The sequence below is a fragment of the Pseudomonas sp. LB3P14 genome, from assembly GCF_054898045.1.
The window spans coordinates 7,441,739-7,456,869 of sequence record NZ_CM142714.1; the positions used below are offsets into that span (position 1 = coordinate 7,441,739).

Genomic DNA, 15,131 nt, shown 5'->3' on the forward strand with positions numbered 1-15,131 from the left:
TGGAATTACTCTGCGGTATGAGCGTCGGTGGCGCAGGCGGGTTTGCCAGCAGCGTATTTAAGACTGGGGTCGACCAGCGCATCGAAGCGTTTCAGTGCTTCGGAGCCGATCAGGAGCGGGTATTGGAAAGCGCTGCGGTCGGTCAGGTTCACTTCGATACTGCGCAAAGCCGAACCCATGCAGATATCCAGCTCGATGACCGGACGGGCGGTGTACTTCTTGCCTTCTTCCGGGTCGTAGTCGCCAGCCCGGCGCTTGATCTTGCTGACCCGGGCCAGTGGCCGTTCGATGGGATGCGAGTGCGCCGCGTCGATCGCCAGATAGAAGCGCACCCAGGACTCGCCATTGCGTTTGAAGCGTTTGATGTCGCGGGCACTCAGGGACGCGGTTTTCGCCCCGGTGTCGAGTTTGGCGGCGACTTCCAGGTCGATACCATCCAGGGAGGCGTACTCGTTGAGGCCGTACACGGTCTTTTCCCCCGCCGCGGCGAAACCGGGCAGGCAAAGAAGATAAAGGAAGGTGGGGAAGGGCTTGAGTCTCATAAATCCTGGTGCGCAGCGGTCCGTACTTCTATTCAAGGCCCTGGCATCGCTGCGCAAGCTCCCTCGTATGCCTATCAACGATTTATGACAGGCAGTGCAGATGTCACAAACAAATGCGGCCGGCATTCTAGCACGGTGGTTTTATGGCGCCAGCGCTGGGCGCTTGGGTTCTGGTGTTCGTTGTTGGGTGTATATCCGTTTTTTTGGTGATGGCTGATATTGGTTTCGCCCTTACGGCGAGTCACTTGGAAGAGCCCCAAGTAACCAAGGGCTTTTTGCCCCTTTCGTTCGGTGCCTCGCTAGTGCTCGGCATGCCCTCGCTCCGGTCCTGCTCCGTGGGCCCGCCGCGATCGGCCATCCATGGCCGTGCGCGGCTAACCCGGCATCCATGCCAGGTTGCCCACTGCGCAGAACCTGCGCTCGGCCTCACGAGGGGGCGACTACCGCAAAAGCAACGGCGAGGCGGCCTGCCAGCCGACCTAGCCTTCAAGCACACCGCGCTGATCGCTGATCGTTCCCACGCTCTGCGTGGGAATGCATCCCGTGACGCTCCGCGTCACCATTGCGCAGGACTCGGGCCTTGCGTCGCCAGCGGAACGCGGAGCGTCCCCGGCGGCATTCCCACGCGGAGCGTGGGAACGATCGGCACGATAATGCGTGGCTCGCTCCCACAGGAGAGCGGCGTACGCTTTCGCCTTACACCACTCATCAGGTCGAGCGTTAGCTCGCCTTCAGCTTTTGATCTTGATGCACCGCCCCCTCACGCCCTGAGCCTGTCCGTCAACCTGTGACTACCTCCATCGGCGCCTCTACCAACATTGATCCACACCGTCTTAGCGACCAAAATTCGCCCCTACAAAAGAAAGTGGTTATTAGACGATTGTCGACAATACCCAATTATCCTTTGACTATTAACCCTGTATTCGCTAGTTTTTGCCGCATCAGCTTTCAAGGTGTCGACAATATGCTGGATCAACTCGATCCCCCGGTCATTGCCCAAGACGATTCCGAGACACTGTCCGAGAACGTCTTCCGCCGCATTCAGGCGGCCATCGTCAAGGGCGAGATCGCCCCGGGCAGCAAGATCTCCGAGCCGGAACTGGCGCGCACCTATGGCATCAGCCGCGGGCCGCTGCGCGAGGCCATCCACCGTCTGGAAGGCCAGCGCCTGCTGGTTCGTGTGCCGCACGTCGGGGCGCGGGTGGTTTCGTTGAGCCACGCCGAGCTGCTGGAACTCTATGAGATCCGCGAATCCCTCGAAGGCATGGCCTGCCGTCTGGCGGCCGAGCGCATGACCCTCGAAGAAATCGACGAACTGCGCCGAGTCCTCGAAACCCATGAGCGTGATGCGGCGTTTCAGGCCGGTGTCGGCTACTACCAGCAGGAAGGCGATTTCGACTTCCACTACCGAATTATCCAGGGCAGCGGCAACCGCACCCTGACGCAGATGCTTTGCGGCGAGCTTTATCAACTGGTGCGCATGTACCGCATCCAGTTTTCCACCACGCCCAATCGTCCGCGTCAGGCCTTTGCCGAGCACCACCGAATTCTCGATGCCATCGCCGACCGTGACGGTGAACTGGCCGAGTTGTTGATGCGTCGTCACATCGGCGCCTCCAAACGCAATATCGCCCGTCACTACCAGGACGGCGCCAATAAGACAGCCACTGAACGAGGTGAGTCATGAGTTCCAACAAGAGCACTCCAGGCCAGCGTTTCCGCGATGCGGTCGCCAGCGAGCATCCTTTGCAGGTGGTCGGCGCGATCAACGCCAACCACGCACTGCTGGCCAAGCGCGCCGGTTTCAAGGCTATTTATCTGTCGGGTGGCGGGGTGGCTGCTGGCTCCCTCGGTGTGCCAGACCTGGGCATCACCGGCCTGGACGACGTGCTGACCGACGTGCGTCGCATCACTGACGTCTGCGACCTGCCACTGTTGGTGGACGTGGACACCGGCTTCGGTTCCTCGGCGTTCAACGTCGCGCGCACCGTCAAGTCGATGATCAAGTTCGGTGCGGCGGCGATTCACATCGAAGACCAGGTCGGCGCCAAGCGCTGCGGTCACCGTCCTAATAAAGAGATTGTGTCCCTGCAGGAAATGGTCGATCGCATCAAGGCTGCCGTCGATGCGCGCACCGATGACAGCTTCGTGATCATGGCCCGCACCGACGCCCTCGCGGTGGAAGGTCTGGAATCTGCGCTGGATCGTGCCGCGGCGTGCATCGAGGCTGGCGCCGACATGATCTTCCCGGAAGCCATCACCGAACTGGACATGTACAAGCTGTTCGCCAACCGCGTGAAAGCGCCGATCCTGGCCAACATCACCGAATTCGGCGCGACGCCGCTGTACACCACCGAGCAACTCGCCGCTGCCGACGTGTCGCTGGTGCTGTACCCATTGTCCGCGTTCCGCGCGATGAACAAGGCGGCGGAAAACGTCTACACCGCGATCCGCCGCGACGGCACGCAACAGAACGTCATCGACACCATGCAGACGCGCATGGAACTCTACGATCGCATCGACTACCACACCTTCGAGCAGAAGCTCGATGCGTTGTTTGCGGCGAAGAAGTAATGAAAGCCCTTTAGGAGCAAAGCTTGGTCCGGGCGGCGATCCGACGAAAGCGGTGTCTCAGACGACATAAATGTTGAATGTCAGTCCGTCTTCGCGAGCAAGCTTCGCTCCTACAAGTTTCCCTAACAAATTCAAGAAAAACTGGAGACAGCAATGGCCGAAGCAAAAGTACTCAGTGGCGCCGGGCTCCGTGGCCAGGTTGCCGGGCAAACCGCACTGTCCACCGTGGGCCAGTCGGGCGCAGGCCTGACCTATCGCGGCTACGACGTTCGCGAACTGGCGGCTGACGCACAATTCGAAGAAGTGGCTTACCTGCTGCTTTACGGCGAACTGCCGACCCAAACACAACTCGCCGCTTACGAGAGCAAACTGAGCAAGCTGCGTGACCTGCCGCAAGCGCTGAAAGAAGTGCTGGAACGCATCCCCGCCGACGCCCACCCGATGGACGTGATGCGCACCGGTTGCTCGTTCCTGGGCAACATCGAGCCGGAGAAAGATTTCTGCGAACAACACGACGTGACCGACCGCCTGCTGGCCGCGTTCCCGGCGATCATGTGCTACTGGTATCGCTTCAGCCACGACGGCAAACGCATCAGCTGCGTGAGCGACGAGCAATCCATCGGCGGTCACTTCCTGCACCTGTTGCATGACAAGAAGCCGAGCGAGTTGCACGTCAAAGTGATGAACGTTTCGCTGATCCTCTACGCGGAACACGAGTTCAACGCGTCGACCTTCACCGCACGTGTTTGCGCCTCGACCCTGTCGGACATGTATTCCTGCGTCACGGCGGCCATTGGCTCGCTGCGCGGTCCGCTGCACGGCGGCGCCAACGAAGCGGCGATGGAAATGATCGAGCGCTTTTCGTCGCCGGAAGAGGCGATCAAAGGCACCCTCGGCATGCTTGAGCGCAAGGACAAGATCATGGGATTCGGCCACGCGATCTATAAGGACAACGATCCGCGCAACGAGGTGATCAAGGGCTGGTCGAAAAAACTCGCTGACGAAGTGGGCGACACAGTGTTGTTCCCGGTCTCCGAAGCCATCGACAAGACCATGTGGGAGCAGAAAAAACTGTTCCCCAATGCCGACTTCTACCATGCGTCGACGTACCACTTCATGGGCATTCCGACCAAGTTGTTCACACCGATTTTCGTCTGCTCGCGCCTGACCGGCTGGGCGGCGCACGTGTTCGAACAACGTGCCAACAACCGCATCATCCGCCCGAGCGCCGAGTACGTCGGCGTCGAACAGCGCAAGTTCGTGCCAATCGAACAACGCTGAATGGTGGGAGCGCTGACGCAGGGATTTGAACATATTGCAAATCCCTGTGGGAGCGGGCTTGCCCGCGATGACGGAGTCACATTCGACATAAATGTCGCCTGACCCACCGCAATCGCGGGCAAGCCCGCTCCCACAGGGGTTGTGTTGAATTCAAACCGGGTGCCAGGCCCCACCTTTTGAAATTACCGTGACCGAGTCCTGACGATGAACACTGAATTCCGCAAACCGCTGCCCGGCAGCCATCTGGATTACTTCGACGTCCGCGCGGCGGTCGAAGCCATCCAGCCCGGCGCCTACGACACTCTGCCGTACACCTCCCGCGTGCTGGCGGAAAACCTGGTGCGTCGCTGCGACCCGGCCACGCTCACCGAATCCCTGAAGCAGTTTATCGAGCGCAAGCGCGACCTCGATTTCCCGTGGTTCCCGGCCCGCGTGGTGTGCCACGACATTCTCGGCCAGACCGCGCTGGTCGACCTCGCCGGCCTGCGTGACGCCATCGCCCTGCAAGGTGGCGACCCTGCGCAAGTGAACCCGGTGGTGCCGACGCAATTGATCGTCGACCACTCCCTGGCCGTCGAACGCGGTGGCTTTGATCCGGAGGCGTTCGAGAAGAACCGCGCCATCGAAGACCGTCGCAACGAAGACCGTTTCCACTTCATCAACTGGACCAAAAAGGCCTTCAAGAACGTCGACGTGATCCCGCCGGGCAACGGGATCATGCACCAGATCAACCTGGAGAAAATGTCTCCGGTGATCCAGGTGCGCGACGGCGTGGCGTTCCCCGACACCTGCGTCGGTACCGACAGTCATACCCCGCACGTCGATGCACTGGGCGTGATCGCCATCGGTGTCGGCGGTCTGGAAGCGGAAAGTGTGATGCTCGGTCGCGCGTCGTGGATGCGTCTGCCGGAAAGTGTCGGCGTCGAACTGACCGGCAAACTGCAGCCGGGCATCACCGCCACCGACATGGTGCTGGCACTGACCGAGTTCCTGCGTCAGCAAAAAGTGGTCGGTGCGTGGCTGGAGTTCTTCGGCGAAGGCGCCGCCGCGCTGACCCTCGGCGACCGCGCGACCATTTCCAACATGGCCCCTGAATACGGTGCTACCGCGGCGATGTTCTACATCGACCAGCAAACCATCGACTACCTGAAACTCACCGGCCGTGAAGACGAGCAGGTGCAGCTTGTGGAGCAATATGCCAAGACCACAGGTCTGTGGGCTGACAGCTTGAAGAATGCGCAATACGAGCGTGGGTTGACCTTCAACCTGTCGTCGGTGGTGCGCAACATGGCCGGCCCGAGCAACCCGCACGCTCGCGTTGCGACCTCGGACCTCGCCGCCCAAGGCATCTCCGGCCAGTGGACCGAAGTGCCCGGCCAGATGCCGGACGGTGCGGTGATCATCGCCGCCATCACCAGTTGCACCAACACCAGTAACCCGCGCAACGTCATCGCCGCCGGCCTGCTGGCGCGCAATGCCAACAAGCTCGGGTTGACCCGCAAGCCGTGGGTCAAGTCGTCCCTGGCGCCGGGTTCGAAAACCGTGGCGCTGTACCTCGACGAGGCCGGCCTCACCAGCGAACTGGAGCAACTCGGTTTCGGCATCGTCGCCTTCGCCTGCACCACCTGCAACGGCATGTCCGGCGCGCTGGACCCAGTGATTCAGCAAGAGATCATCGACCGCGACCTATACGCCACGGCCGTGCTGTCCGGCAACCGCAACTTCGACGGACGGATTCACCCGTACGCCAAGAACGCATTCCTGGCCTCGCCGCCGTTGGTGGTCGCATACGCCATCGCCGGGACCATCCGTTTCGACATCGAAAAAGATGTGCTGGGCCTGGACGCCGAGGGCAAGGAAATCCGCCTGAAAGACATATGGCCAAGCGACGAAGAAATCGACGCAGTGGTCAAGGCATCGGTCAAACCTGAGCAGTTCCGTCAGGTCTACATCCCGATGTTCGCCATCCACGAAGACACCGGTCCGAAAGTGACGCCGCTGTACGACTGGCGCGAGATGAGCACCTACATCCGCCGTCCGCCGTACTGGGAAGGCGCGCTGGCTGGCGCTCGTCCGCTCAAGGGCATGCGCCCGCTGGCGGTGCTGCCGGACAACATCACCACCGATCACCTGTCGCCGTCGAACGCGATCATGCTGGACAGCGCCGCCGGCGAATACCTGGCGAAAATGGGCCTGCCGGAAGAGGACTTCAACTCTTACGCGACTCATAGGGGCGACCATTTGACTGCGCAGCGCGCAACCTTCGCCAACCCGAAACTGTTCAACGAAATGGTTCAGGAAAACGGCAAGGTCAAGCAGGGTTCTTTGGCGCGCGTCGAGCCGGAAGGCCAGGTCATGCGCATGTGGGAAGCCATCGAAACCTACATGGAACGCAAGCAGCCGCTGATCATCATCGCCGGCGCTGACTACGGTCAGGGTTCGTCCCGCGACTGGGCAGCCAAAGGTGTGCGTCTGGCGGGTGTGGAAGCGATTGCGGCCGAAGGCTTCGAGCGTATTCACCGCACCAACCTGGTGGGCATGGGCGTGTTGCCACTGGAGTTCAAATCGGGCACCGACCGCAAGACGTTGGGCATCGACGGCAGCGAAACCTACGACGTGATTGGTTTACGCACCCCGCGTGCCGAGCTGACGCTGGTGATCAACCGCAAGAACGGCGAGCGCGTCGAAGTGCCGGTGACTTGCCGCCTCGACACCGCCGAAGAAGTGTCGATCTATGAGGCGGGCGGCGTGTTGCAGCGCTTCGCGCAGGACTTCCTCGAAGAATCGGCGGTAGCCGTTTAACACGATGAGTTCGGGCGGGGCCATGCGGTCCCGCTCGATCCTAAAAGGAACATCATGGCTCACGCACCCCAGATCAAAATCCCCGCCACTTACATGCGCGGCGGCACCAGCAAAGGCGTGTTCTTCAGCCTGAAAGACCTGCCCGAAGCGGCACAGATTCCCGGTCCGGCTCGCGATGCTTTATTGTTGCGCGTGATCGGTAGCCCCGACCCGTACGACAAGCAAATCGACGGCATGGGCGGCGCGACCTCCAGCACCAGCAAAACCGTGATCCTGTCGAAAAGCATCAAGGCTGATCACGACGTCGATTACCTGTTCGGTCAGGTCTCCATCGACAAGCCCTTCGTCGACTGGAGCGGTAACTGCGGCAACCTGTCGGCAGCGGTGGGTTCGTTCGCCATTAGCAACGGTCTGGTGGACGCCAGCCGCATCCCGCAGAACGGCGTTGCGGTGGTTCGCGTGTGGCAGGCCAACATCGGCAAAACCATCATCGCCCACGTACCGATCACCAACGGTGAGGTGCAGGAAACCGGCGATTTCGAACTCGATGGCGTGACCTTCCCGGCTGCGGAAGTGCAGGTCGAATTCATGGACCCGGCGGCGGAAGAAGAGGGCGGCGGCGGTTCGATGTTCCCCACCGGCAACCTGGTGGATGACCTGGAAGTGCCGGGTGTTGGGACTTTCAAGGCGACTATGATCAATGCTGGCATCCCGACGATTTTCGTCAACGCCGAAGACATTGGTTACACCGGTACCGAGTTGCAGGGCGCGATCAATAGCGATCCGAAAGCGTTGGCGATGTTCGAAACCATTCGGGCTTACGGCGCGTTGCGCATGGGCTTGATCAAGGATCTGGACGAAGCGGCCAAGCGTCAGCACACGCCGAAGGTTGCCTTTGTTGCCAAGCCAGCGGACTACGTTGCATCCAGCGGCAAGGCGATTGCGGCGGGTGATGTCGATCTGCTGGTGCGCGCGTTGTCGATGGGCAAGTTGCATCACGCGATGATGGGCACGGCTGCGGTGGCGATCGGTACGGCGGCGGCGATTTCCGGCACGTTGGTGAATCTTGCGGCGGGCGGTATCGAACGCAATGCTGTGCGCTTTGGGCATCCGTCCGGCACGTTGCGCGTGGGTGCTGAAGCCAGTCAGGTGAACGGTGAATGGACCGTGAACAAAGCCATCATGAGCCGTAGTGCTCGGGTGTTGATGGAAGGCTTCGTGCGCGTGCCGGGGGATTCTTTCTGATCCGGATCCCGAGATAAATACAAAACCCTGTGGGAGCGAGCTTGCTCGCGATAGCGGTGGGTCAGTCGACATCAGTGTCGGATGTGATTCAGTCATCGCGAGCAAGCTCGCTCCCACAGTTGACCGAATTTCAACAATAAGAAAGTGGTGTAACTAACCTGAGACTGCCCCTGAACCGAGGTCCCATCAACGAACCACTTCAAGAGTGAATCGAACATGAGCGCCAACGTCGACCTGAACAACCGCCCCGACTACGACACGGTCCTGCAGGACATCGCCGATTACGTCCTGACCTTCAAAATCGAATCCCAAGAAGCGTTGGACACCGCCCGCAACTGCCTGATGGACACCCTCGGCTGCGGTCTCCTGGCCTTGCGTTTCCCCGAATGCACCAAACACCTCGGGCCCATGGTGGAAGGCACCGTCGTCCCTTTCGGCGCTCGCGTCCCCGGCACCCCTTACCGTCTTGATCCAGTCAAAGCCGCGTGGGACATCGGTTGCATCGTCCGCTGGCTCGACTACAACGACACCTGGCTTGCGGCCGAGTGGGGCCATCCGTCCGATAACCTCGGTGGCATTCTGGCGGTGGCCGATCATCTTTCGCAAAAACACCTGGCCAATGGCGACACGCCGCTGACCGTTCGCGCGGTACTCGAAGCCATGATCATGGCCCACGAGATCCAGGGCGTGATCGCCCTGGTAAACTCCTTCAATCGCGTGGGCCTCGATCACGTCATCCTGGTGAAAGTCGCTTCTACCGCCGTCACCGCCAAGCTGATGGGCGCCAATCGCGAGCAGTTGTTGTCCGCGTTGTCCCATGCCTTCGCCGACGGTCAGGCGCTGCGCACTTACCGTCATGCGCCGAATGCCGGATCGCGTAAATCCTGGGCGGCAGGCGATGCGTCTAGTCGCGGCGTGCGGCTGGCGGACATTGCGATGCGCGGTGAGATGGGCATTCCCGGCGTGCTGACTGCCAGGCAATGGGGCTTCTACGACGTGCTGTTCAGCCACATGAACAACGATCTGGCGCTTAAGCCTGAAGACAAACGCGTGTTCAGCTTCTCCCGGCCGTACGGCAGTTACGTGATGGAAAACGTGCTGTTCAAGATCAGCTTTCCGGCCGAATTCCACGCGCAAACGGCGTGCGAAGCGGCGGTGACCCTGCACCCGCAAGTCAGAAATCGCCTGCATGAAATCGACAAAATCGTCATCACCACCCACGAATCGGCGATCCGCATCATCTCCAAGGTCGGCCCGCTGGCCAACGCTGCGGACCGTGACCATTGCATTCAGTACATGACTGCCGTGCCGCTGGCATTCGGTAATCTGGTGGCCGAGCAGTACGAGGACGACTTCCACGCGGCGCATCCGATCATCGACGTGCTGCGCGAAAAAATGATCATCGTCGAAGACCCGCGCTACACCCGCGAATACCTGGAGGCCGATAAGCGCTCCATCGCCAATGCGATACAGGTGTTCTTCAAGGACGGCTCCAGCACCGAGAACGTGTTGGTGGAGTACCCGATCGGCCATCGCCGTCGCCGCAGCGACGGCATTCCGTTGCTGGAAGACAAGTTCAAGGCCAACCTGGCGACCCGCTTCAACGTCCAGCGCAGCGCTGAGATCTTTGCGTTGTGCAAGGACCAGGCGGCGCTTGAGGCGACACCGGTCAACCGCTTCATGGACCTGTTCGTCATTTGATCGGATAAACGCCAATCCCGCGGAGCTGCCGCAGGTTCGGGCGAGTGTTTGTAATTCGGCGGGAGATGATCGGTTGTTGATTCGAGGGTTTGAAGCGTTGGCGGAGGCATTGGCCGAGACCGTGTAATCGTTCTTCGCGGGCAAGCCCACTCCCACAGGGTTCTCCGTCGTACACAAATGTTGTGTCCACTGAGATCCACTGTGGGAGCGTGGCTTGCCCGCGATGGGGGCCGAACAGGCGCTAGAGCATTACTTGAACCGCCGCTCCACACCTTTCTCCACCAAAATCTTCGCCGAAATCTCTTCCACCGAAAAATGCGTGGAATTGATGTGCGGAATGTTCTCGCGGCGGAACAGGTTCTCCACCTCGCGCACTTCGAATTCGCACTGGGCGTAACTCGAATAGCGGCTGTTGGGCTTGCGTTCGTTGCGGATCGCGGTGAGGCGGTCCGGGTCGATGGTCAGGCCGAACAGTTTGTGCTGGTGGGCACGCAGGGTGCCTGGCAGTTGCAGGCGCTCCATGTCGTCTTCGGTCAGCGGGTAGTTGGCCGCGCGGATGCCGAATTGCATGGCCATGTACAGGCAGGTTGGGGTTTTGCCGCAACGCGACACGCCCACCAGGATCAGGTCGGCCTTGTCGTAATAGTGCGTGCGCGCGCCATCGTCGTTGTCGAGGGCGAAGTTCACTGCCTCGATCCGCTCCATGTAATTGGAGTTGCTGCCAATCGAGTGGGACTTGCCGACGGTGTAGGAAGAATGCTCGGTCAGTTCCTGTTCAAGCGGCGCCAGAAAGGTCGAGAAAATGTCGATCATGAAACCATTGGACGTTGCGAGGATCTCACGGATGTCCTGATTGACAATGGTGTCGAAGATGATCGGCCGAAAGCCGTCGTTTTCGGCGGCTTTGTTGATTTGTTGTACCATGGCCCGCGCTTTATCCACGTTGTCGATGTAGGGCCGCGTGAATTTGCTGAAGGTAATGTTTTCGAACTGCGCCAGGAGGCTTTGGCCGAGGGTCTCGGCTGTGATGCCGGTGCCGTCGGAAATAAAGAAAGCAGATCGTTTCATTTGCACCTTGGGCCTTAAGCTAGTGACGAATCTTGGATATAGTAGGCGCGATTTGCCGGCCGCCAGTGGCCCGCATTCTCACTTATTTTCCAGGTCCAGGCCATACAGCCGGCAAACGCTCCCTGTAGCAGCCGGCTTCTGAGCTTTTCCAACACAGTTAGTGGAGAGATCACCTTGGTAGAGTACGTAGTTTCCCTCGATAAGCTCGGCGTCCATGATGTAGAGCATGTGGGGGGCAAGAACGCATCCCTGGGCGAGATGATCAGTAACCTTGCAGGTGCCGGTGTATCGGTGCCCGGTGGCTTCGCCACGACAGCTCAGGCTTATCGTGATTTTCTCGAGCTGAGCGGCCTGAACGATCAGATCCACGCCGCCCTCGACGCCCTGGACGTCGACGATGTCAATGCCCTGGCCAAGACCGGCGCCCAGATCCGTCAATGGATCATGGAAGCCGAATTCCCCGAGAAGCTCAACGCCGAGATCCGCACCGCGTTCGCCACGCTGTCGGCCGGCAACCCTGACATGGCCGTGGCCGTGCGCTCTTCCGCTACCGCCGAAGACCTGCCGGACGCTTCCTTTGCCGGTCAGCAGGAAACCTTCCTGAACATCCGTGGTGTCGAAAACGTTATTCGCGCCGCCAAAGAAGTGTTCGCTTCCCTGTTTAACGACCGCGCCATTTCCTATCGCGTGCACCAGGGCTTTGACCACAAGCTGGTTGCCCTGTCGGCCGGCGTGCAGCGTATGGTCCGCTCCGAAACCGGCACCGCTGGCGTGATGTTCACCCTCGATACCGAATCGGGCTTCCGTGACGTGGTGTTCATCACCGGCGCCTACGGCCTGGGTGAAACCGTCGTACAAGGCGCGGTGAACCCGGATGAGTTCTACGTCCACAAAGGCACGCTGGCAGCCGGTCGTCCGGCCATCCTGCGTCGCAACCTGGGCAGCAAAGCCATCAAGATGATCTACGGCGAAGTCGCCACGGCCGGTAAATCGGTCAAGACCATCGACGTCGACAAGGCTGATCGCGCACGTTTCTGCCTGAGCGACGCCGAAGTCAGCGAGCTGGCCAAGCAAGCGATGATCATCGAGAAGCACTACAAGTGCCCGATGGACATCGAATGGGCCAAAGACGGCGACGATGGCAAGCTTTACATCGTTCAGGCCCGTCCTGAAACCGTGAAGAGCCGTACCTCGGCCAACGTCATGGAACGCTACCTGTTGAAAGAAACCGGCACCGTGCTGGTTGAAGGTCGCGCCATCGGCCAGCGCATCGGCGCGGGCAAGGTGCGGATCATCAAGGACGTGTCCGAGATGGACAAAGTCCAGCCAGGCGACGTTCTGGTCTCCGACATGACCGACCCGGACTGGGAACCGGTCATGAAGCGCGCCAGTGCCATCGTCACCAACCGTGGCGGTCGTACCTGCCACGCGGCGATCATCGCTCGCGAGCTGGGCATTCCCGCCGTGGTCGGTTGCGGCAACGCCACCCAGCTGTTGAAAGACGGCCAGGGCGTGACCGTTTCCTGCGCTGAAGGCGACACCGGTTACATCTTCGAAGGTGAACTGGGCTTCGACATCAAGAAAAACTCCGTTGATGCCATGCCTGATCTGCCGTTCAAGATCATGATGAACGTCGGCAACCCGGACCGCGCCTTCGACTTCGCACAGCTGCCGAACGCTGGTGTGGGCCTGGCCCGTCTGGAGTTCATCATCAACCGCATGATCGGTGTTCACCCGAAAGCGCTGTTGAACTACGACGGTCTGCCACAAGAAATCAAGGACAGCGTCGACAAGCGCATCGCTGGCTACAACGATCCGGTTGGCTTCTACGTCGACAAGCTGGTTGAAGGCATCAGCACCCTGGCGGCAGCGTTCACGCCGAAAAAGGTCATCGTGCGTCTGTCGGACTTCAAGTCCAACGAATACGCGAACCTGATTGGCGGCAAGCTCTACGAGCCGGAAGAAGAAAACCCGATGCTGGGCTTCCGTGGCGCCTCGCGTTACATCAGCGAAGCGTTCCGTGACTGCTTCGAACTCGAATGCCGTGCCATTAAGCGCGTGCGCAACGAGATGGGCCTGACCAACGTTGAAATCATGGTGCCGTTCGTCCGTACCCTGGGTGAAGCGAGCCAGGTCGTCGATCTGCTGGCCGAAAACGGCCTGGCCCGTGGCGAAAACGGTCTGCGCATTATCATGATGTGCGAACTGCCGTCCAACGCGATTCTGGCTGAAGAGTTCCTCGAGTTCTTCGACGGCTTCTCCATCGGCTCCAACGACCTGACCCAGTTGACCCTGGGCCTGGACCGTGACTCCGGGATCATCGCGCACCTGTTTGACGAGCGTAATCCGGCGGTCAAGAAGCTGCTGGCCAACGCGATTCAGGCCTGCAACAAGGCTGGCAAGTACATCGGCATTTGCGGTCAGGGCCCTTCGGACCACCCTGATCTGGCCAAATGGCTGATGGAGCAGGGCATCGAAAGCGTTTCGTTGAACCCCGATTCCGTGCTGGAAACCTGGTTCTTCCTGGCTGAAGGTCAAGCTTCGGCTTGATGTGAATGAAGCCTCGGTCAAGTGGCCGAGGCTTTAAGAATCTGTGTCCTATCTCGGCAATGCGTTCAATTTTGACGTGTGGATTTTGCTGGCAGGCAAGGCGCCGCGACGAGTCATAGCTTGCTATGGCGAGGAGCGGCAACGCAGCGTGCCAGCAAAAGACGCCGTCAAAATTGAACAGTCATTGTCGAGATAGGACTCATGGGCGGGCTCCTCTGGACGCCGCCCTTTTTTGTGCAAGAGCATTATGCAAAGCAGCAGCAACCTATTTCCTGTCGCCCTGATCAGCGCCGAGCGGCGCGGCGATCTGAGCGAAGACGTCTATCGTCTGAAACCCGGCAACAGCCCTGACGGCACCGTCGAACTGGCTGTGACGCGCCTGGGCATGGCGGATGGCTCAGACGCGCGTGGCGTTCCGGTTATTTTGCTTCACGGCAGCTTTTCCAATCGCCGGTTCTGGTTTTCCCCGAAGGGGCTCGGACTGGGCGCCTATCTGACGCGTCTGGGATTCGATGTATGGATTCCCGAAATGCGCGGCCACGGCCTGTCCCAGCGTAACCAGAACTACCGCAAGAACCGCGTTGCCGACTACGCCCGTTACGATTTGCCGGCTATTGGCGCGTTCGTGCGCGAGCAGAGCGGCCAGATCCCGCACTGGATCGGTCACTCGCTGGGCGGGATTACCCTGGCGGCGGCATTGGGTGGTGAATACATCGGCGAGCCGGTGGTGGCTTCCGCGGCGTTTTTCGGCACTCAAGTCAGCCGCACCTACTGGCCGCTGAAGATTCCACCGGTGGAGTGGAGCGGGCGCTTCATTCTCAAACGCTTTGCCCAGCTGTCCGGTTCTCGGCTAAAGCGCGGCCCGGAGGACGAGCCTATTGGCCTGGCCCTGGAAAGCATGCGCTGGTATGGCCTGTTCGGGCGCTTTGGCGATGCCGACAAGGATTGGTGGGCCGGGTTGGCCGAGGTTCAGTTGCCGGTATTGACCGTGAGCGCAGTGGGCGATCATCAGGACCCGACCTGGGCCTGTCGCAAACTGTTCGATCAGCTCGGTTCCGAGCAGAAGCAATTTATCAACCTGGGTCGCGAGCAGGGTTTTGGCGAAAATTTTGGTCACGTGGAAATGCTCGTCAGCAAAGCCGCCCAGACTGAAGTCTGGCCGTTGGTGGCGCGCTGGTTGGTAGATCAGCAGACGCCATTGCTGGGTGAAAAACCGGATCTGGCCACGGCGGTCTGAGCCTGATGCTCTAACAAGGGCATTTCGCTCCGTTCGGCTTGCGGCTAAGATATGACGCATTGAGCTGTTCTGGTCATTTTCGGTTGCTGAGCTATCAGTGATGTTCGTGCTGTCTTCCTCTTTACAGGAGT

10 protein-coding genes are annotated in these 15,131 nt (G+C 60.1%); 8 read left to right on the top strand and 2 right to left on the bottom strand.

Annotation, left to right across the window (positions count from 1 at the left end):
- Positions 1 to 5: 5 nt before the first annotated feature.
- The gene (rloA, locus tag ACYZT5_RS34235; protein WP_046047911.1) at positions 6 to 542 is read right to left on the bottom strand and encodes a retropepsin-like aspartic peptidase RloA; all 537 of its coding nucleotides are present in this window, start codon (positions 540 to 542) and stop codon (positions 6 to 8) included.
- A 967-nt stretch (positions 543 to 1,509) separates the two neighbouring features.
- On the opposite strand from rloA, the gene ACYZT5_RS34240 reads away from it, so the two are divergent.
- The 6 genes from ACYZT5_RS34240 (at position 1,510) to prpD (ending at position 10,145) form a co-directional block, all read left to right on the top strand.
- Positions 1,510 to 2,229 carry a GntR family transcriptional regulator gene (locus ACYZT5_RS34240; RefSeq protein WP_178113616.1) on the top strand — a complete coding sequence of 240 codons (720 nt, stop codon included), beginning with the start codon at positions 1,510 to 1,512 and terminating at the stop codon, positions 2,227 to 2,229.
- Positions 2,226 to 3,116, top strand: a complete 891-nt coding sequence (prpB, locus tag ACYZT5_RS34245) for a methylisocitrate lyase (protein WP_010456549.1) — start codon at positions 2,226 to 2,228, stop codon at positions 3,114 to 3,116. The genes ACYZT5_RS34240 and prpB overlap by 4 nt, the downstream gene beginning before the upstream one ends.
- Before the next feature lie 153 nt (positions 3,117 to 3,269).
- Entirely contained in the window at positions 3,270 to 4,397 is a 1,128-nt protein-coding gene (gene prpC / locus ACYZT5_RS34250; protein WP_462049209.1) for a bifunctional 2-methylcitrate synthase/citrate synthase, read from the top strand.
- Between the two features lie 204 nt (positions 4,398 to 4,601).
- Positions 4,602 to 7,199, top strand: coding sequence for a Fe/S-dependent 2-methylisocitrate dehydratase AcnD (gene acnD, locus ACYZT5_RS34255; RefSeq protein WP_462049210.1), 2,598 nt, complete (start codon positions 4,602 to 4,604; stop codon positions 7,197 to 7,199).
- 54 nt (positions 7,200 to 7,253) lie between these two features.
- Positions 7,254 to 8,444: a 2-methylaconitate cis-trans isomerase PrpF gene (prpF, locus tag ACYZT5_RS34260; RefSeq protein ID WP_462049211.1), complete on the top strand. Its 1,191-nt coding sequence runs from the start codon at positions 7,254 to 7,256 to the stop codon at positions 8,442 to 8,444.
- Between the two features lie 216 nt (positions 8,445 to 8,660).
- On the top strand, positions 8,661 to 10,145 hold the full coding sequence (gene prpD, locus ACYZT5_RS34265) for a 2-methylcitrate dehydratase (RefSeq protein ID WP_462049212.1): 1,485 nt from the start codon (positions 8,661 to 8,663) through the stop codon (positions 10,143 to 10,145).
- A gap of 249 nt (positions 10,146 to 10,394) precedes the next feature.
- Here the strand turns inward: prpD and ppsR are convergent, their stop codons facing one another.
- Positions 10,395 to 11,213: a posphoenolpyruvate synthetase regulatory kinase/phosphorylase PpsR gene (gene ppsR, locus ACYZT5_RS34270; RefSeq protein WP_131062994.1), complete on the bottom strand. Its 819-nt coding sequence runs from the start codon at positions 11,211 to 11,213 to the stop codon at positions 10,395 to 10,397.
- A gap of 174 nt (positions 11,214 to 11,387) precedes the next feature.
- On the opposite strand from ppsR, the gene ppsA reads away from it, so the two are divergent.
- Positions 11,388 to 13,763: a phosphoenolpyruvate synthase gene (gene ppsA / locus ACYZT5_RS34275; RefSeq protein WP_462049213.1), complete on the top strand. Its 2,376-nt coding sequence runs from the start codon at positions 11,388 to 11,390 to the stop codon at positions 13,761 to 13,763.
- A gap of 247 nt (positions 13,764 to 14,010) precedes the next feature.
- Positions 14,011 to 15,000 carry an alpha/beta fold hydrolase gene (locus tag ACYZT5_RS34280; RefSeq protein ID WP_462049214.1) on the top strand — a complete coding sequence of 330 codons (990 nt, stop codon included), beginning with the start codon at positions 14,011 to 14,013 and terminating at the stop codon, positions 14,998 to 15,000.
- Positions 15,001 to 15,131 lie beyond the last annotated feature (131 nt).

Bases quoted from the DNA above. Each gene is read 5' to 3' on its own strand.
- prpC (WP_462049209.1), top strand. From the start codon at position 3,270: ATGGCCGAAGCAAAAGTACTCAGTGGCGCCGGGCTCCGTGGCCAGGTT.
- rloA (WP_046047911.1), bottom strand. From the start codon at position 542: ATGAGACTCAAGCCCTTCCCCACCTTCCTTTATCTTCTTTGCCTGCCC.
- prpD (WP_462049212.1), top strand. From the start codon at position 8,661: ATGAGCGCCAACGTCGACCTGAACAACCGCCCCGACTACGACACGGTC.
- prpB (WP_010456549.1), top strand. From the start codon at position 2,226: ATGAGTTCCAACAAGAGCACTCCAGGCCAGCGTTTCCGCGATGCGGTC.
- ppsR (WP_131062994.1), bottom strand. From the start codon at position 11,213: ATGAAACGATCTGCTTTCTTTATTTCCGACGGCACCGGCATCACAGCC.
- ACYZT5_RS34280 (WP_462049214.1), top strand. From the start codon at position 14,011: ATGCAAAGCAGCAGCAACCTATTTCCTGTCGCCCTGATCAGCGCCGAG.
- prpF (WP_462049211.1), top strand. From the start codon at position 7,254: ATGGCTCACGCACCCCAGATCAAAATCCCCGCCACTTACATGCGCGGC.
- acnD (WP_462049210.1), top strand. From the start codon at position 4,602: ATGAACACTGAATTCCGCAAACCGCTGCCCGGCAGCCATCTGGATTAC.